We start from the raw sequence: 18,370 nt of genomic DNA, 5'->3' as shown, positions 1-18,370 counted from the left end.
CTTCAAGGCTGGATAAAAAACCGGGCACTCGGGCCCGGTAAAAAAACACAGGGAAGTAGGCGTCAGGGAGTTACCACTTCATCTCGCCGGTATTGACCTTGGCACCGATGGCCAGGCCATCGTCGACCGGCAGGGAGGGATAAACCTTCTTCAGCGCTTCAATCAGCTGGCCGGAGTGCTTGGCTTTGGCCAGCTCCTGCTCAAAGCGCTGCACGTAGTCACGGGTAAAGGTCACGGCTTCGGTACCCTTGGGCGCAGTCCCCAGGAAGTGACCCGGCACCACACGCTCGGGTTTCAGCGCCAGCAGGTTGTTCAGCGCCTTGACCCAGTTGCTGCGAGCGGCCTTGGACTGGCTGTCCGCCATCCAGACGTGCACGCCGCTGTAGACCGGCACACCCCCAAAGGCCGTCTTGATGGAAGGGGCCCAGAGGTAGGCATTCGGGGTGTTCATCTCTTTGATGTCAATCTTCTCGCCATCCAGCGTCAGGTGGCTGGCCGTCATCACTTGCGGCACGGTCAGGCTCTTGGGTGCATCCTTGCCCAGGATCGGGCCCCAGTAGCTCAGCTTGGCATCCTTGGTCTGCTTGATATGGTCGACCACATGCTGGTCGGCCAACACCTTGACATCCGGGAACGCCGCCATGACGGGTTCCAGACCGAAGTAGAAGTCGGGATCACCGGCACTGATATAGACAGTGGTCAGCTTCTTGCCGCTCTTCTTGATCATGTCCACCAGCGCCTGACCATGTTGCACGTCGAACTGGGCATCGATCAGGATGGCCTCTTTGTCACCGGTTACCAGTGAGGAGGAGACGGGGAAGATCGCCTTCTCGCCGGGGTTGTAGACAGTCACGGTCAGGGGGGCAGCCAGGGCGGTGCCCGTCATCAGGAGGCTGGTCAGGGTCAGGGTCAGGGTCAGGGTCAGGGTCAGGGTACGCAGTGTGTTGTTCATCAGATAACGCTCATCGGTGTGGATTAATGGAATGAGCGCAGTTTATTGCATCACCATCGATACAAATACCGCATAATAGGCGCATCACTGTTGCACAAATCGAGCATATAGGGGCACAAGATGGATAGGCTGACCGCATTGCGGGTCTTTGTCTGCGTAGTGGAACAGGGCAGCCTGAGCGGCGCCGGGGAGAAACTGGAGATGTCCCGCGCCATGGTGTCGCGCTACCTGGCCGAGCTGGAACGCTGGATGGGGGCCAGATTGCTGCACCGCACCACCCGCCGGCTGAGCCTGACCGGGCCGGGAGAAGAGGCACTGAACCGAGCCAGAGCCATGCTGGCCCTGGGGGAAGAGATGGAACACCTGGCCATCCGCCATGACGAGGCCCCCAAGGGGCAACTGCGCATCACCAGCAGCTACTCTCTCTCCGAAGCCCTGCTGGTTGGGGCGGCGAACGACTACCTGGCCCGTTACCCCGGCACGGCGATCGACATCCTGCTGCTGGACCGGACGGTCAATCTGGTGGAGGAGCGAATCGATCTCGCCCTGCGCATCACCAACGACCTCGATCCCAACCTGGTGGCCCGCAGGCTCGGCACCTGCCACTCGGTGGTGTGCGCCAGCCCCGCCTACCTGGCCCGCCATGCTCCGCCGCAGCAGGTGCAGGATCTGGCACTGCACAACTGCCTCACCTACACCTATTTCGGCAAGAGCCTGTGGGAGTTTCTGGGGCCCGATGGTCCCGAATCCGTCCCGGTGAGCGGCAACCTCAGCGCCAACATCTCCAACCTGCTGCTGGCCGCCACCCTGGACGGGGCGGGGATCAGCCTGCAACCCGCCTACTCGGTTCACCCCCATCTGGCAAGCGGCGCCCTGGTCCCCCTGCTCACCCCCTGGCAGCCCAAGCGCCTCGGCGTCTATGCCGTTTATGGCACCCGCAAACAGATGTCCCCCCTGCTGCGCAGCTTCCTCGACTTTCTCGTGGAGCGGATGGCGGACGATCCCCTGTGGCAGGAAGCCCCTCCCTCTCTCTGATCCCTGCTAGCCGCACAAAAAAGGGGCCTCGCGGCCCCTCTTTGCTCCATCCTGTGCCCGGTCAGGCTTCGAAACCGAATGCCTTGACCGGGGTCTCTCCCTCCTCGGCCTCCTGATCCTCCAGATAGATGTCGTGATAGGCGGCATAGATGGAGTAGTTGATGGCAGGCAGCACCACCAGCAAGCCCACCAGCATCAGGAGTGCGCCAAAGAAGATCAGCACGGCCCCGAGCAGCCCCCACCAGAGGAAGGGCCATATGTTGCGCAGACATCCCTTGAAGCTGAGCCTGGCTGCCTGCCAGACCCCGACCTGATGGAAGAGGATAAGGGCGGGGGCGAAGGTGATGGCCATCAGCACGGGAACGAACAGTGCCAATCCCACCAGGGCGCAGACGAGGAAGCCCTGTGCCTGCTCCGGGGTCAGCGCCAGGGAGCCCGGATCCGCGGACAACAGGCCGGTGAGTCCCCACTGGTGCAGCAGGAACACGCAGATCATCAGGATCCCCATGATGAGGCCGAGCACCATCAGGCCCCCCAGCATCAAGGGGGTCAACCGATGGCGGAAACCGGCAAAGAAGTCGCCAAATTGCAGCGCCTCGCCATGGTGACCCCGCCGCGCCACCGCCACCCAGCCAGCCCCCCACACCATGTAGAGCAACTGGGAGATCAAGCCCCCCGCCGGCAGCTGATCCAGCACGATGCCTACCACAAACCAGAGCACTATCATGGCCACGCTGGCACCCATCCCCTTGTTGAAGATGTCGAATCCGGTGCGGATCCAGATCCAGCCCTGTCCTATGCCATGGCGTTTGGGTTCGTGGCGCAGGGCCCTGTCACTGTTCATCATTGACCTCGTCGAAAAATAGGGGCGAAGCGGCGTCTCCTCAGGGCACGCTCACCGTGACCATGATGGTGCCGGTGTAGGGGCCGGTGCGTACTACCTGGCCCGGCAGCCGGGTCGGGTAGAGCCTCACCTTGTAGTCGGTGGCCTGGGTCGCCGCCGAGTAGGGTACCGCGATGGCGGTATCGAATGGAATAGGGGTCAGGGCCCCCTGCTCGACCATGCCCACCCCGACACCGGCCAGGCTGGTGGTGATGAAGCGGTTGTCGCTCGCGAGCACCCCCGAGAAGCTGTAGCGCAGCGGCACCCTGATCAGGCTGGCAAGGTCGAAGGGAAAGCGGGCACCCGCAACCAGAGCATTCACCTCGCTGCAATGGCGTGTCCGTTGCGTCTTTCTGGGCCGCAGCCGACGAGTTTATCGGCCACGGTTGACGGACAGCACCGCCAGAATGTGGCATCATCTCCCCCCTCTTGCTTTCCCCCTGATCCGATGGAGCCATCATGCGCCGCCTCTTCTTTCTTCTCCTGCTGCTCGGCAGCCCTGCGCTTCACGCCGAACCGGGGTTTATCAGCCGCCTGCTCAACCACCCGGTGCCGGGGGGCGTGGCCGTGGTACCACTGGGAAGCGGGGCCAAGGCGCCCGCAGTGCGCTATCAGGACAAGCCTGTGCTGGTGGTACAGGAAGACGGGAAGACGTGGATCGCCATCGTCGGCATCCCGCTCAAGAGCGCGCCCGGCCCCCATCAGGTGACCACCAGCGATGGCCGCACCTTGAGTTTCACGGTCGGCACCAAGCACTACCGTGAGCAGCACATCAAGCTCAAGAACAGCCGCCAGGTCAATCCGCTGGCCGAAGACATGACCCGCATCAACCGGGAGCTTGCCGAACAGACCCGCGCCTACCAGACCTTCAGCCCGGCTCAGCCGAGCAACCTGCTGTTTGAGAAGCCGGTCCAGGGCCCGCTCTCCAGTCCCTTCGGGCTGCGCCGCTTCTTCAACGGCGAGGAGCGCAACCCCCACTCCGGCCTCGACTTCGCGGTCGGAGCCGGCACTCCCATCAAGGCACCAGCCGCTGGCAAGGTCATCCTCATCGGCAACTACTTCTTCAACGGCAATACGGTGTTCGTCGACCACGGCCAGGGCCTCATCAGCATGTTCTGTCACATGTCGAAGGTGGACGTGAAGCTGGGCCAGAGCCTGCCCCGCGGCGGCATCGTCGGCCGGGTCGGCGCCACCGGCCGCGCCACCGGTCCCCACATGCACTGGAACGTCAGCCTCAACGACGCCCGCGTCGACCCCGCCATCTTTATCGGCGCCTTCAAGCCCTGAGGCCGGCGACCTGCCGCCCACAGGCAGGGGCACTCAAAATGAAAAAGGCAGCCAAGGCTGCCTTTTTCATGGACGCATGACCACATCTCAGGCAGCGCTGTGCTGGCGCCCCTCCCTGTTCATCGCCCGCCACATCACCAGGACCAGCAGAGTGCTGCAAGTGGGCAGCGCCAGCCAGACACCGGCCACTCCCCACAGGGAGGAGAAGCCCCACAGGAAACCGCCGATCAGCACCAGCTTGCCGCCGGTGAGCAGGGAAGCGATGCGGGCCCGGTTGATGGCCTGGAAGTAGGTGGCCCCCACCAGCAGCAAGCCTTCCATGGGCAGCCCCCAGAAGTAGAGCCAGATACCGAGGGTCGCCACCGGCAACAGGGCAGCATTGTCCCCCGCAAACAGATAAACCACTGCCTCTGGCCACAGATACAGCGGGATCATCCCGCACAGTGCCACCGCCATGGTCACTCCCAATGCCAGGTTGCGCACCCGCAGCACTCGCGACCAGTTGCCCGCCCCGGCATTGAAGCTGGCGATGGGCTGGATGCCCATGGCGATCCCCTCGAAGATGAGATAGAAGAAGGCCTCGCTGTAGCTGATGACCCCATAGGCGGCAACGTGCAGCGAAGTGCCCACCGAGAGCAGCGCCTTGTTGTGCAGCGCCAGCACCACCGAGAGGTAGAGGTACATCAGAAAACTCGACACCCCGAGTCGCAATGTCTCCCCCATCAGCCGCCAGTCGGGCACCAGGGTATCCCAGCGAATGCGCAACTGGCTGCGGGGGGTAAAGAAGTGCCACAGGCACAGGCCTCCGGTGACCGCCTGGGAGAGCATGGTCGCGATGGCGGCCCCCGCCAGCCCCCAGGGGATCACCGCCATCAGCAGGTAGTCGAGCAGCACGTTGAGCACGCCGCCCCCCACCAGGATCCAGGTGGTGAGGCCGGGTCGCCCGTCGTTGCGCAGCAGGGCGGTAAAGGCCATGGAGAGCACCGCGAACACCCCGAGCCAGGCGTACCACTGCAGATAGGCGAAGCCTGCGTCGAAGATGACCCCCTGCGCCCCCATCCAGACAAGCATGGCCTTGCCGTAACGAATGCCAATGAAGGCGAGCAGCGCGGAAGCGATGAGCACCATCACCAGGGCATTGCCGACGATGTGGCGCGCCCTGGCCTGCTCCCCCTTGCCCAGATAGAAGGAGGCCAGCGACGAGGATCCCATGCCGATCAGGGCACCCACCGCGTAGAGCACGGCGCAGATGGGGTACGCCAGCATCATGCCGGCCAGCCCGTCCTGGCCCAGGATATGGCCGACGAAGATGCCGTCTATGGTGACATAGATGCCGGTGACCAGCATGGCGGCCACCGTGGGGGTGACGTAACGCAAGAAGAGGCGGGAAAGGGGGGCCGTGCCCAGATCGACGGAGGACATAAATTGCTCAATGAAGGGGAACGGCCAGAATAATAGCCAAACAAGACCCGGATCACCCGTTATTTGTGCCGTGGATCATTCATCTTGAGGGCTTTACCCGCCCCTGCCCCTGCTTTAGGCTAGGGCGACTTCTCCTGAACGGAAACGTGCGCCATGTTGCAACGCCTGCTCTGTCTGATGCTCTGTCTCAGCCTGTTCCCCTTCTCCGCTGTCCAGGCCGATGATGCCATCACTCAGGTAGAGGAGCTGCTGCAAAGCATCCCCAAGACGGATACTCCGGAAAACCAGCAACTGCGGGAGAGCTACCAGCAGGCCCTGCAATATGCCCGGGATGCCCAGCGCTACCGGGAACAGGGCAAGGCCTACCAGCAGATCCTCATCGACTACCCCAAGGAGTCCGCCCGTCTCAAGGAGGGGCTGCACAACTATCAGCCCCAGTCCCGCCCGTCCCTCTCCTCCCTCAAGGAGGATGCCCTGCGCCAGGCCATCAGCCTGAGCAGCAACCGCCAGCTCAACCTGCGCAAGGAGCGTCAGGCGGTGACCGACAGCCTCAACCAGCTTGAGAGCACGGGCCAGGAGTATCACCTGCGGGTCGACGAGTTGCGCAAGCAGTTGCTCCAGACCCGCTCCCTGCTCGATCGCCTGAGCTTCAGCAACGAGTCGGACAGGTTGCAGGAGGCCCAGCAACTGGCCACCCGACTCAAGGAGCAGAGCCTCTCCGACCGGATCCAGATGCTGGAGCTGGAGCAGCTCTCCGCCCAGCAGCGCAACGATCTGGGCAAGCTCAAGCTGCAGGAGCTCAACCTCGCCATCACCGACGAGGATGAGTGGCAGACCAGTCTGCTTGCCCAGCAGAACCAGCTGCGCCGGGACAAGACCGAGCAGGCCCTGGCCGAGAGCGAACGCCTGCGCCGCCAGCTCACCTCTGACCTCCCCCTCTTGCAGGAGCAACAGCAGCAAAACCAGGCCCTCTCCCTGCAACTGGGGGCCCTCGAGGACCAGATTGAACGGGTGCAGGACGAGCAACGGGGGGTGGACACCTCCCTCTCCGGGCTCAACGAGCTGGTCAATTCGGTGCGCGAACAGCTGGAGTGGTTGCAGATAAGTAACGCCTACGGCGAGAACCTGCGCAGCAAGCTGGCCGATCTGCCCGCCTACTTCCCGCTGGAGCGGCTGGAGTCCGCCATCGTCAAGGCGCGTATGGCCAAATACCAGTACGAGACCGAGCAGGATGCCCTGAAGGATCCGGTCCAGCTGCGCAACAGCCTGCTCAGTGGAGACGGCATCACCCTGGACAGGGCCCAGCGCGCCGTGCTGGACAACCTGCTCAAGGCGAGGCGGCAACTGCTGACCCGGCTCAACGATGCCTCCGACACCCTCATTCAGGAGCAGACCCGCCTCAAGCTGCTCTACAGCCGTCAGAACAGCAAGATCGACGAGATCCGCGAACTCAGCGCCAGCCATCTGTTCTGGATGCCGGACGTGCGCCCCCTGAGCCCGGCGGTGCTGCTCGGCGTCCCGGCCGCCCTCGGCCTTGCCTTCAACCCGGCCAACTGGCTGCAACTGCCCAGGGCCATCGCCGAGAACAACCCCCTGAGCCTGACCCTGGCTGGCCTCGGGCTGCTGGGGCTGGCCTGGTGCTGGCTGAAACTGGCCCGCCACCTCATTCAATACAGCCACTACATTGCCCCGCGCATCGGCAAGGTAACCCAGGACAAGTTCAGCCTCACCAGCCGGTTGCTGGTGCGTTCCGTGCTCGCCGCCCTGCCGCTGCCCGCCATGGTGCTCATGGTGCACGGCCTGCTGGACGGCGCCTGGCAATATCCCTTCGCGGTGGCGGTGGCCCGGGGCCTGGGTGAAATCTGGTTCCTGCTGCTGGCCCTGCTGGTGGCGCGCCACCTCACTCTGGAGAAGGGGATCCTCATCCTCCACTTCCGCTGGCAAAAGGAGCGGGTGCAGCGAGTGTGGGGACAATTTCGTACCCTGCTGCTGGTGCTGATCCCGAGCTTCTTCGTGCAGGGCATGGCGAGCAGCTATCAGGAGCACGCCTTCTACGACTCCCTGGGACGCCTCGCCTTCATCATCGGAGCCCTCTGGCTGCTGCTCTTCTTTGCCCGCCTCAACCGGGAAAAACTGCCCCTCACCTGGGGTCAGGCAGACATGACCAAGCCCCATCTGCTGCACCACTTCATCTGGAACAGCCTGATGCTGGCCCCGCTGCTGGCGGTGCTGGGCGCCCTGTTCGGCTACTTCTACACCTCCCGCACCCTGCTGCGCCAGCTGGAGCTGAGCCTGCTGGCGGGGCTCGGCTGCCTGCTCGTCTACTATCTGGCCCACCGCTGGATGCTGATCCAGCGCCGCCGACTCGCCTTCGATCGCGCCAAGCAGAAGCGGGCCGAGATCCTGGCGCAGCGGGAGCGGGAAGAGGACGATCTCAGCTCCGAGATCCCCGATGTGGTGGAGGAGCCCGAGCTGGATCTGGATACCATCAGCGCCCAGTCCCTCGGCCTGGTGCGCACCCTGCTGATGCTGGGCTTCACCATGCTGGTGGTGGTGCAATGGTCGGATCTCAACTCGGCATTCAGCTTCCTCAGCAGCATCGAGGTGTGGCAGGTGAGCAGCAAGGTGGCCGGCATCGAGCAGCTCTCCGCCATCACCCTGCAGGATCTGATGCTGACCGTCTTCGCCTTCATCCTGACGGTGGTCACCGCCCGCAACCTGCCAGGGTTGATGGAGCTCACCCTGCTCCAGCACCTGAGCCTCTCCCCAGGCACCGGCTTCGCCCTCACCACGGTGAGCAAGTACCTGGTACTGCTGATTGGCGCCCTCACCGGCTTCTCCATGCTCGGCATCGACTGGTCCAAGACCCAGTGGCTGGTGGCAGCACTCTCCGTGGGGCTGGGCTTTGGGTTGCAGGAGATCTTCGCCAACTTCGTCTCCGGCCTCATCATCCTGTTCGAAAAACCGATCCGCCTGGGTGACACCGTCACCATCCGGGATCTCACCGGCACCGTCACAAAGATCAAAACCCGCGCCACCACCATAGTGGACTGGGACAGGAAAGAGATCATCGTCCCCAACAAGGCCTTCATCACCGAGCAGTTCATCAACTGGTCCCTGTCCGATGCCATCACCCGGGTCCGCTTGCGCATTCGCATCGGCCTGACCCAGAATCCCAAGCAGGTACAGCAACTGCTGGAGCAGAGCGTGCGCGAGTCCACCCTGGTGCTGGATACGCCCGCCCCGGAGGTGTTCCTCATCGAGTTCACCGACTCGGCCCTCATCTACGAGATCCGGCTCTACGTCAACAACATGGATCACCGGATGCCCATTACGCACGAGGTACATTCTCTGATCCTGGAGAAACTCGGCCAGGTCGGCATGCATCTGCCACATCAGCAGATCGACATCCGGATGAGCCGGGGATGAAGCCCCCAAAGACGACAACAGGAGCCATCATGCAGATCATTGCCCATCGCGGTGCCAGCGGCCTGGCCCCGGAGAATACCCTCAAGGCGATGAGCCTGGCGCTGGATCTGGGTGCCAAAGCCATCGAACTGGACGTGCAGTGGGCCGACGGAGAGCTCTGGGTCTTCCACGACCGGCGGCTGGAGCGCTGCACCAACGGCCAGGGTGTGCTGACCGGGCAATCCCGGGAGTACCTGGCGAGCCTGGATGCGGGGGACGGGGAGCGGATCCCGATCCTGTGGCAGGTGATGGCACTGGTGGCGGGGCGCTGCGAACTGCACATCGAGCTCAAGGGCGCCCACACCGCCGAGCCGGTGGCCGCCCTGACCAGGCGGGCCGAGGCCGAGCTTGGCTTTACCCAGGCGCACTGGATCGTTTCCTCCTTTCATCATCCCGAGCTGTTACGCTTCAAGGGACTGCGACCGGAAATCAGGATCGGCGCCCTGACCGCCAGCCTGCCCCTCGACGGCGCCGCCTTCGCCGAGACGCTGGGGGCCTGGTCACTGAACTGCGACGTGGATTTCGTCGACGAGACCCTGGTGGCGGATGCCCATCGCCGGGGGCTCAAGATCCTGGTCTATACAGTCGACGAAGTGAGTGATGGGAGCGCCCTCGCCAGCATGGGTGTCGATGGCATCTTCACCAACCGACCAGATCGATTCAGCTGAGTATCGGCGCGGCCTGGCAGGCCACAAGGAGGTGAAAAGAATTGAAAAAATGCGGTGCACCGGGATACATAAAGTCCATAGCCAGCCGATACAGTGTTGGCTCATAACAATAACAAACACCATGGATCTCTGACTGACGCTCACAAGGATGTAAACATGAACCTATCCATCAAGAACAAGCTGGTCCTCTCCATCGGGGCCATCATTCTGGTCATCACCGGCCTGCAGGTCTGGTACAACACCTCCCAGTTGCGCAGTGAAACCCAGCGGCTGATCTGGAGCTTCATCGACGACAGCTCGGTCGCCAACGTCAAGGGGATCTCCCGCTGGCTCGACGCCCGCATCAATCTCGTCACCGCCACCAAGGAAGCCTTCGCCAAGGAAGACGAGCCCCTCAGCCACCTGGCCCAGTCCATGAATGCGGGCAACTTCGATCTCGTCTACGTGGGCACCAAGGATGGCCGGATGATCCAGAGCAAGCCGACCGATCTGCCGGCCGGCTATGATCCTCGCCAGCGCCCCTGGTACAAGGACGCCATGGCCGCCGGCAAGCTCGCCATCACGGCCCCCTATGCCGACATCACCACCGGCCAGCTCATCATCACCATCGCCGAGCCCTTCAGTCGCGGCAACACCGACGGCGTCATCGCCGGTGACGTCTCCATCGACGGTCTGGTGAAAGACGTGCTCGCCATGAACTCGGAAGGCACCTATGCCATTCTGGTGGACAGCAACGGCACCATCATCGCCCACCCGGACAAGGATCTGACCCTCAAACCCGCCACCGCCATCTCCCCGGAACTGACGGCAGCCAAGGTCAACGAGCTGGCCCATGACAACACCATCTCCGAGATGGATATCAGCGGCAAGGCGAGCGTGTTCGACCTCACCGAGATCCCCAACACCAACTGGTATTTCGGCATCGTGGTGGACGAAGCGGTCGCCTACCAGTCCGTCTCCCGCATGGTCACCTCCGCCCTCATTCAGGGATTGCTGACCATCCTCATCGTGGCGGGCTTCTCCTATGTCGCCATCAACGGCTCCCTGGCGCCGCTGAAAACCCTGGGCGAGGCAATTGCTGATCTCTCCCGCGGCAACGGCGATCTCACCCGTCGCATCAAGATCGAGCGTGAAGACGAGGTCGGTACCGTCGCCAAGCACGTCAACACCTTCATCGAGCGCATCCACGTCATGGTGCAGGACATCTCCAACTCCTCCACCCAGCTCAACCAGCAGGCCAGGTCTTCCCACGACATGGCGGAGAAATCCAACCAGGGGCTGGCCCGCCAGCAAAACGAGATCTCCCAGATTGCGACAGCAGTGCACGAGATGTCCGCCACCGCCGTCGAAGTGGCCAGCAACGCCGAGCAGACCGCGGAAGCGGCCCGCAGCTCCTCCAGCAGTTGCGAGCACGGCAAGCAGGTGATTGCCCGCAACCAGCGCTCCATCACGGATCTCGCCACCCAGGTCAAGCAGGCCTCCGGCATCATTCAGGAACTGGAGAAGAACGCCCAGGAGATCAACACCATCCTCTCCACCATCCAGGGCATCGCCGAGCAGACCAACCTGCTGGCGCTCAACGCCGCCATCGAGGCCGCCCGGGCTGGCGAGCAGGGACGCGGCTTTGCCGTGGTGGCCGACGAGGTGCGGGTGCTTTCCCAGCGCACCCACAGCTCCACCGTCGAGATCCGCAGCATGATCGAGACCCTGCAGCGCAACACCCAGGGCGCCGTCAGTACCATGCACGAGGGTCAGTTGCTGGCCCAGAACAGCGTGGAAGATGCCAACGATGCAACCCAGGCGCTGGAGCAGATCACCACCTCCATCAACCAGATCTCCGACATGGCGACCCAGATCTCCAGCGCCGCCGAGGAACAGCGTGCCGTCACCGACGAGGTGAGCCGCAACATCCAGGCGGTCAAGGATGTCTCGGACGAGCTGGCAGTGGATGCGGACAGCTCCCGCAATTTGTCGGCCCAGCTTAAAAATATTTCAGGTGAATTGAATAATCAGGTCGGCATGTTCCGCATCTGATCGACCATGGGAAGAAAGGGGCCGTTCAGGCCCCTTTTTTTATAAACCCTTTTTGTTTCAACGGTTATAATCCCCTTTCGAGACCCTCAACCCTGTGATCGACATCTCCTTTTGCCCATGTGTGGGAGACGGGCGCAGTCTGTCATGGCTATATTCGCATTACTTTTTTGATGCCTAATCTCGATATGTCATCGTGATAATAGTTATCATTAAACTGTTTTGATAAAAAACTTAAAAACTTTATGGGTAATACCCAAAAAGAGAGGCATTTCTCATTTTTTTGAAAGAAAACTACGTATAATCTTGGAGTTAAAATCACCAGAGTAGCGAGTACGGCTGATCCAGATCACTGATGGATGGCGATAATGACGGCATTTTCATCCAAGGAATGGGGTGGTTGTAATAAAAATCACCGTTGCCAAGCACTAAAACAAAGCAGTTTGACTTGCATCAAGCCTGAATTTTTTTCATAGAGCAAAATCGTGCCCAGCAAATCTATCCCTAAGGAGGCAGATGTGGATATTATCAAGACCGATGTTGCCATCATCGGTGCCGGTGGCGGTGGCCTGCGTGCCGCAATCGCCATTGCAGAAGCCCACCCGGAGCTGGAAATCGCCCTGATTTCCAAGGTCTATCCGATGCGCAGCCACACAGTGGCCGCCGAAGGTGGCGCCGCAGGCGTCGTCCGCGATGACGACTCCCTGGAAAACCACTTCAACGACACCGTCTCCGGTGGTGACTGGTTGTGTGAGCAGGACGTAGTCGAGTACTTCGTCAACAACGCCACCAACGAGATGATCCAGCTGGAGCACTGGGGTTGCCCCTGGAGCCGCAAACCGGACGGCAAGGCCAACGTGCGCCGTTTCGGCGGGATGAAGATCCCCCGCACCTGGTTCGCCGCCGACAAGTCCGGCTTCCACATCCTGCACACCCTGTTCCAGACCTCCATCAAGTACCCGACCATCAAGCGCTTCGACGAGCACTTCTGTCTGGATCTCATCGTGGAAGATGGCCGCGTCCAGGGTGTCGTCACCTTTGACATCCAGAACGGCATCACCCGCTTCATCCAGGCCAAGTCCGTGGTGCTGGCCACCGGCGGCGCAGGTCGTGTCTATCGCTACAACACCAACGGCGGCATCGTCACCGGTGACGGCATGGCCCTGGCCTACCGCCACGGCGTACCGCTGCGGGACATGGAGTTCGTCCAGTATCACCCGACCGGTCTGCCGGGCACCGGCATCCTGATGACCGAAGGTTGTCGTGGTGAGGGTGGCATCCTGCTCAACAAGGATGGCTATCGCTACCTGCAAGATTACGGTCTGGGCCCGGAAACCCCGGTCGGCCAGCCGAAGAACAAGCACATGGAGCTGGGTCCGCGCGACCGTCTCTCCCAGGCCTTCTGGCAGGAGCAGCAAAAAGGCCGCGTGATCCAGGGCCCCATGGGCGACGTGGTTCACCTTGACCTGCGCCACCTTGGCGAGAAGTACCTGAAAGAGCGTCTGCCCTTTATCTGCGAACTGGCCAAGGCCTATGTGGGTGTGGATCCGGTGAAAGAGCCGATCCCGGTCCGTCCGACTGCCCACTACACCATGGGTGGCATCGAAACCGACGGCAAGTGCGCCACTCGTCTGGCCGGTCTCTATGCCGCTGGCGAATGTGCCTCCGTCGGTCTGCACGGCGCCAACCGTCTGGGTTCCAACTCCCTGTCCGAGATCGTGGTCTTCGGCAAGGTGGCCGGTGAGCAGGCAGCCGAGTATGCCGCCACCCAGCAACACGGCAACACCCAGGCACTGGTCGCCAAGGCCGAGGCGCTCATCAAGCAGCACCTCTCCCTGCTGGACATCGACGGCACCGAAAACCCGGCGGATATCCGCAACGAACTGGGCATGTCCATGGAAGCCGGTGTCGGTATCTACCGTACCGAAGAGCTGATGCAGGGCACCATCGACAAGATCAACGAGCTGAAAGCCCGTTACAAGAAGATCAAGATCAACGACAAGTCCTCGGTCTTCAACACCGACCTGCTGTACGCCATCGAGCTGGGCTACATGCTGGACGTGGCGGAAGCCATGGCGCACTCCGCCATCAACCGCAAAGAGTCCCGCGGTTCCCACCAGCGTCTGGACGGTTACGAGGAGCGCGATGACGTCAACTTCCTCAAGCACACTCTCTCCTTCTACAACGACGAAGGGGCCCCGACCATCGACTATTCCGATGTGAAGATCACTAAATCCCAACCGGCCAAGCGCGTATACGGTTCCGAGGGTGAGAAACAAGACGAGGCTAAGAAGAATGGCTGAGATGATCGAAATTGAAATCCTGCGCTACCGTCCCGAGCAGGATAACGAGCCCTGGATGCAGACCTTCCAGGTGCCCTACCTCAAAGAGATGTCCCTGCTGGATGCGCTGCAATACATCAAGGATCATCTGGACTCCACCTTGAGCTTCCGCTGGTCCTGCCGGATGGCGATCTGCGGCTCCTGCGGCATGATGGTCAACGGCATTCCGAAACTCGGTTGCAAGACCTTCCTGCGGGACTACCTGCCGGGCAAGATGACCATAGAGCCGCTCAACAACTTCCCCATCGAGCGCGATCTGGTGGTCGACATGTCCGACTTCATCGAGAAGCTGGAGAGCATCAAGCCCTACATCATCCCGTCTGAGCCGCGCAGCCTGTGCGATGGCGAGTACACCCAGACGCCGGCTGACATGGCGAAGTATCACCAGTTCTCCATGTGCATCAACTGCGGTCTGTGCTACGCGGCCTGCCCGCAATATGGCATCAACAAGAAGTTCACCGGTCCGGCGGCCCTGGCACTGGCCTATCGCTACAACGCCGACAACCGCGACAGCGCGTCCAGGGAGCGGATGAAGATCATCAGCCAGGACGAGGGCGTCTGGGGCTGTACCTTCGTGGGCTACTGCTCCGAAGTGTGCCCGAAAGGCGTGGATCCGGCCGCCGCCATCCAGCTTGGCAAGGTCGAGAGCGCCAAGGACTACATGATCGCCATGTTCAAGCCGGACTGAGACCAGGAGTGAGACCATGAACAACACCCAAAGCAAACGTAAGCCTTACGTGCGCGAGATGAAGAAAGACTGGTGGCTGAAGAATGCCTTCTACACCGGTTACATGATCCGCGAAGGCACCAGCATCTTCGTCTCCATCTACGCCGTCGTGCTGATGTGGGGTCTGCTGCGCCTGGTACAGGGTCAGGAGGCATTCAACGGCTGGCTGGAATCCCTGCAGAGCCCCATTGCCATCCTGTTCCACGTCATCGCCCTGGCAGCCTGCCTGTTCCACGCCAAGACCTGGTTCGCCCTGGCACCGAAAGCCATGCGCATCTTCCGTGGCGAAGACCTGGTGCCGGAGAAGCCGATCGTCATCGCCCAGTATGTGGCGCTGGCGGCGGTATCCCTGCTTGTCCTGATCATCGTGGCCTGATTTGAGGAAAAAATATGAGACGTTCTGACGAGCCAATTTACTGGGGTCTGTTTGGTGCGGGTGGCATGGTGGTTGCCATGCTGCTGCCGGTCATTGTCCTCATCACCGGTCTGCTGGTGCCCATGGGCATCATGGACGTGGAGACCATGAGCTACGAGCGCGTGCTGGCATTCGCCAGCTCCTGGTGGGGTGCCTGCATCCTGCTGGTCATTATCGCCCTGCCCGTCTGGCACGGCATGCACCGCATCTACCACGGCCTGCATGACTTGGGGATCCACACCACCAAGCTGCACCACTATGTGTTCTATGGCTTCGCCTTCCTGGTGTCCGCCATCACCGTCGGCCTGCTGATGGTGCTGGTGCTCCAGTAAGCACATCCTGACTGCATGACAAACCGGGCCCAGTGCCCGGTTTTTTTATGACCATCTTCCGCGGCTCATCTCCATCCGGCAGCTGTCCTGCGCACTCGTTCGGCATCCTTCACCAGAGCCTCGGTGCCGGCTCACGGCCGTTTTCCGCGTAGTAGAGCGACGGCAGAAACTGCGCCAGATAGCTGAATTCGCTGTAGCAGTGGCGCATCAGGTTGAAGCCTATCTCGTCCGGCACCTCGTCAAGCGGATTGGTGCAGGCCTTGCCCAGCAGGAAGCGGCTGCGCAGCACACAGCCGTATGGGGTATCGCGCGCCAGGTGCAACATCTCGCCATCCAGCGGCGCCCCCTGCTCATCCAGCGCCACCTCATCGCCAAAGCCGATACGGGCGCAGATGGCGGCAGAGAGAGCCTGCGTCTCCCGCGCCTCCTGTAGCGATTGCGGGGCGAACACCTCTTCGGCGCCGTGGAACTTGAGGCGAGCTGCCACCGGCGGCAGCTCGGCAAGCCACTCCACCGCCTCTATGCTGGCTCCCACGCAGCGCTCCCCTTTTTTCCAGTGATGATCCCAGCCCCGGTGCTCGACATGATCGTGGGGGTGCCACCACCTGATGTGCTGGGTCGTCTCGAAGAAGGTGAACCACCAATCCAGCATGCGCCCCTTGCAGCCGTGCAGATCGGTGCGGATGGCGACCGTCAGCAGGCCGTCGGTGCTGCGGGTCAGGCCCATTTCCAGGCGAAGGGGTTGCGGACTGAGCAACTCATTGATGTCATTGACGCCCCAGGGGGCAAACAGGGCAGAAGGATGCATGATATGACTCCCATAAATTTAGGAAACGAAGTTCGTTTCTCAAATTACGCTATGCCTGTATGCTTAGTCTGTCAATACTTTCCAGGAGCCCATATGTCGCACCAGAACGATGAAGAAACACGCTCACGAGGCCGTCCGGTCACCCCGGAAGCCGACCTTCGCGCCGCCCTCGCCGAGGCGACGCTGACCTTGTTGCTCAAGGGGGGCTACAGCGCGGCGACCGTGGATGCGGTGGCCAAAGAGGCGGGGGTTGCCAAGAAGACCCTCTACCGCTTCGCCGCCAATCGCGACGAGCTGGTAGCGCAGGCGGTGCGCAGCTGGACCGATGCCTTCCAGCCGGCCTTCGAGCAGGATGCAACCCACCCCGAGGCACTGGGAGAGATGCTGGAGCAGGGCTTGCAGGCGATTGCAGATCAGGTGCTGAGCGCACCGGCGGTGGGCATGTTCCGGCTGCTGCAACATGAGTTCGCGGGGCGGGATGCCCTGCTGGTGGCCTATCAGGAGAACGGTATTGCCCGCGGCAGGGCGACTCTGGCCAGCTGGCTGCAGCGCCAGCAGCAACTGGGCTGGCTGCGCGAGCTGGACGCTGCCCAGACCAGCGATCTGTTGCTGGCGATGACCATGGCGGAGCCGCTGCGCCAGATGGCGCTCGGCTTGCTGGCGCCGGGCAGCGACATCCGCGCGCGCATCACCGCGGCCGTTGCGCTGGTGCTGCCCGGCTTGATGCGAGGGTAGGCGTCCTTCCTCAGCGTGCCACCTCCTGCCATTGAGCCAACAAGGGAGCAGGAACGTTGCCATAACGCAGCAGCGGGGTCTGGTGCCACTGCGCCAGCTTCTGGATGGCCTTGCCCAGATCCTGGGCCAGGCTCTGGGTGATCCTGACCCCGTCTTCCAGATAGAGGCTCTTGACCTCAAACACCCCCTCCTTGCGGTGGGCCTTGGCGTCCATCCTACCCACCAGCCTGCCGCGATGCAGCAGGGGCAGCACGAAGTAGCCGTACTGGCGCTTGGGGGCCGGGGTGTAGCACTCGATGCGGTAGTCAAAGCCAAACAGCTCGCTGGCCCGCTTGCGATCCCACACCAGGGGATCGAACGGCGAGAGCGCTGTGGTGTGGGTCGCCTTGAGGGTGCCCGCCTGGGCCTGCGCCAGCTCGCCCGCGAGCGACGCGTGCACGAAGGCACCGTGCTGCCACCCCTCCACCCGCACCGGCAACAGCTCCCCCTCGTCCGCCAGCCGATGGAGCAGGGCGTCGTACTTGCCCCGCCGCAGGCGATAGTAGTCCGCCACCCAGCCGGTCTTGACCAGTCCCAGCGCCCGGCAGCTGGCCCGCACCATGTCCCGTTGGGCGAGCTCGAGGCTCGGCAGATCCCGCTCGTCGTCCCACTCGGGGATGATCCGCTCGGCGAGATCGTAGACCCGCTGGAAGTTGCGCCGCTCGCGCACCATCAGGCGGCCCGCGGTGAACAGCACCTCCAGGTGCCGCTTCTCCGGCTTCCAGTCCCACCAGCCATTGCCCTTGCCCCCCTTGCGCTCGAAGTCGGCAGCCCGCACCGGGCCCTCCAGGCGAATGCGCTCGACGATCTGCTCGATCTCCTCCCCGTGGGTCTTGAGCCACTGGGCCGAGAACTTCCAGCCCATGGCGGCGGGATCCAGCATGCGATGGCGCAGCAGCCGGTAATCCTCCCGGGGCACGAAGCAGGCCTCGTGGGCCCAGTATTCGAAGAGGTCGCCCTCGGCCAGCAGCCGCTCCAGCCAGACGGGATCGTAGTGGCCGAGGCGGCTGAACAGCACCAGGTAGGGGCTGCGGGCCACCACGGAGATGGTGTCTATCTGCAGCAACGCCATGCGGCGAATGCAGGCGAGCAGGTCGGCGGGAGTTGCTCTGGCGCGGAGCGGGGTCAGCAGCCCCTGGGCCGCCAGTTGCAGGTGGCGAGCGTCTTGCAATGAGAGGTGGGGGATCGACATGGAGATAGGGGCATCCGTTCCTGGGTATCAGGCC

General features: G+C 62.4%; 16 protein-coding genes. 10 read left to right on the top strand and 6 right to left on the bottom strand.

The window, feature by feature from the left end; translation table 11 throughout:
* Positions 1-70: 70 nt before the first annotated feature.
* Positions 71-952, bottom strand: coding sequence for a Vmh family MBL fold metallo-hydrolase (locus I6L32_RS12375; protein WP_216943951.1), 882 nt, complete (start codon positions 950-952; stop codon positions 71-73).
* A 120-nt stretch (positions 953-1,072) separates the two neighbouring features.
* Between I6L32_RS12375 and I6L32_RS12370 the strand changes: the two genes are divergently transcribed.
* Positions 1,073-1,987 carry a LysR family transcriptional regulator gene (locus I6L32_RS12370; RefSeq protein WP_041215629.1) on the top strand — a complete coding sequence of 305 codons (915 nt, stop codon included), beginning with the start codon at positions 1,073-1,075 and terminating at the stop codon, positions 1,985-1,987.
* A gap of 61 nt (positions 1,988-2,048) precedes the next feature.
* On the opposite strand, the gene I6L32_RS12365 is transcribed toward I6L32_RS12370, so the two are convergent.
* Both I6L32_RS12365 and I6L32_RS12360 read right to left on the bottom strand, forming a co-directional pair.
* Complete coding sequence (locus I6L32_RS12365) at positions 2,049-2,831, bottom strand: BPSS1780 family membrane protein (protein ID WP_201887841.1); 783 nt, start codon at positions 2,829-2,831, stop codon at positions 2,049-2,051.
* 40 nt (positions 2,832-2,871) lie between these two features.
* Positions 2,872-3,192, bottom strand: a complete 321-nt coding sequence (locus tag I6L32_RS12360; RefSeq protein WP_216943950.1) for a hypothetical protein — start codon at positions 3,190-3,192, stop codon at positions 2,872-2,874.
* 137 nt (positions 3,193-3,329) lie between these two features.
* On the opposite strand from I6L32_RS12360, the gene I6L32_RS12355 reads away from it, so the two are divergent.
* A complete protein-coding gene (locus I6L32_RS12355) occupies positions 3,330-4,157 on the top strand; it encodes a M23 family metallopeptidase (protein ID WP_113068835.1) in 828 nt (275 codons plus the stop codon).
* Positions 4,158-4,244: 87 nt separating this feature from the next.
* Here the strand turns inward: I6L32_RS12355 and I6L32_RS12350 are convergent, their stop codons facing one another.
* Positions 4,245-5,579: an MATE family efflux transporter gene (locus tag I6L32_RS12350; RefSeq protein ID WP_052814495.1), complete on the bottom strand. Its 1,335-nt coding sequence runs from the start codon at positions 5,577-5,579 to the stop codon at positions 4,245-4,247.
* A gap of 153 nt (positions 5,580-5,732) precedes the next feature.
* Here I6L32_RS12350 and mscM point away from each other — a divergent pair, with 153 nt between their 5' ends.
* The 7 genes from mscM to frdD all read left to right on the top strand — a co-directional run bounded on the left by mscM (position 5,733) and on the right by frdD (position 15,562).
* Positions 5,733-9,008: a miniconductance mechanosensitive channel MscM gene (gene mscM, locus I6L32_RS12345; protein ID WP_139700416.1), complete on the top strand. Its 3,276-nt coding sequence runs from the start codon at positions 5,733-5,735 to the stop codon at positions 9,006-9,008.
* Positions 9,009-9,037: 29 nt separating this feature from the next.
* Positions 9,038-9,715: a glycerophosphodiester phosphodiesterase gene (locus I6L32_RS12340; protein ID WP_202044051.1), complete on the top strand. Its 678-nt coding sequence runs from the start codon at positions 9,038-9,040 to the stop codon at positions 9,713-9,715.
* A 156-nt stretch (positions 9,716-9,871) separates the two neighbouring features.
* A complete protein-coding gene (locus I6L32_RS12335; RefSeq protein ID WP_010673807.1) occupies positions 9,872-11,749 on the top strand; it encodes a methyl-accepting chemotaxis protein in 1,878 nt (625 codons plus the stop codon).
* 515 nt (positions 11,750-12,264) lie between these two features.
* Entirely contained in the window at positions 12,265-14,049 is a 1,785-nt protein-coding gene (frdA, locus tag I6L32_RS12330) for a fumarate reductase (quinol) flavoprotein subunit (protein WP_182935363.1), read from the top strand.
* Positions 14,042-14,776, top strand: a complete 735-nt coding sequence (locus tag I6L32_RS12325) for a succinate dehydrogenase/fumarate reductase iron-sulfur subunit (protein ID WP_042065016.1) — start codon at positions 14,042-14,044, stop codon at positions 14,774-14,776. Before frdA ends, I6L32_RS12325 begins: the two co-directional genes overlap by 8 nt.
* A 16-nt stretch (positions 14,777-14,792) precedes the next feature.
* Positions 14,793-15,191, top strand: coding sequence for a fumarate reductase (locus tag I6L32_RS12320; protein WP_049636550.1), 399 nt, complete (start codon positions 14,793-14,795; stop codon positions 15,189-15,191).
* A 14-nt stretch (positions 15,192-15,205) separates the two neighbouring features.
* The gene (gene frdD, locus I6L32_RS12315; RefSeq protein ID WP_010673803.1) at positions 15,206-15,562 is read left to right on the top strand and encodes a fumarate reductase subunit FrdD; all 357 of its coding nucleotides are present in this window, start codon (positions 15,206-15,208) and stop codon (positions 15,560-15,562) included.
* Positions 15,563-15,671: 109 nt separating this feature from the next.
* Here frdD and I6L32_RS12310 read toward each other — a convergent pair whose 3' ends face one another.
* Positions 15,672-16,370, bottom strand: a complete 699-nt coding sequence (locus I6L32_RS12310) for a hydrolase (protein ID WP_216943949.1) — start codon at positions 16,368-16,370, stop codon at positions 15,672-15,674.
* A 93-nt stretch (positions 16,371-16,463) separates the two neighbouring features.
* Here I6L32_RS12310 and I6L32_RS12305 point away from each other — a divergent pair, with 93 nt between their 5' ends.
* Positions 16,464-17,105, top strand: coding sequence for a TetR/AcrR family transcriptional regulator (locus I6L32_RS12305; RefSeq protein WP_201925196.1), 642 nt, complete (start codon positions 16,464-16,466; stop codon positions 17,103-17,105).
* Positions 17,106-17,115: 10 nt separating this feature from the next.
* On the opposite strand, the gene I6L32_RS12300 is transcribed toward I6L32_RS12305, so the two are convergent.
* Entirely contained in the window at positions 17,116-18,336 is a 1,221-nt protein-coding gene (locus I6L32_RS12300; protein ID WP_216943948.1) for a winged helix-turn-helix domain-containing protein, read from the bottom strand.
* Positions 18,337-18,370 lie beyond the last annotated feature (34 nt).

The organism is Aeromonas sp. FDAARGOS 1402, assembly GCF_019046925.1.
Classification (GTDB): Bacteria; Pseudomonadota; Gammaproteobacteria; order Enterobacterales; family Aeromonadaceae; genus Aeromonas; species Aeromonas caviae.
The sequence above is the reverse complement of the archived record's forward strand: the minus strand, read 5'-3'. Positions and strand labels throughout refer to the sequence as shown.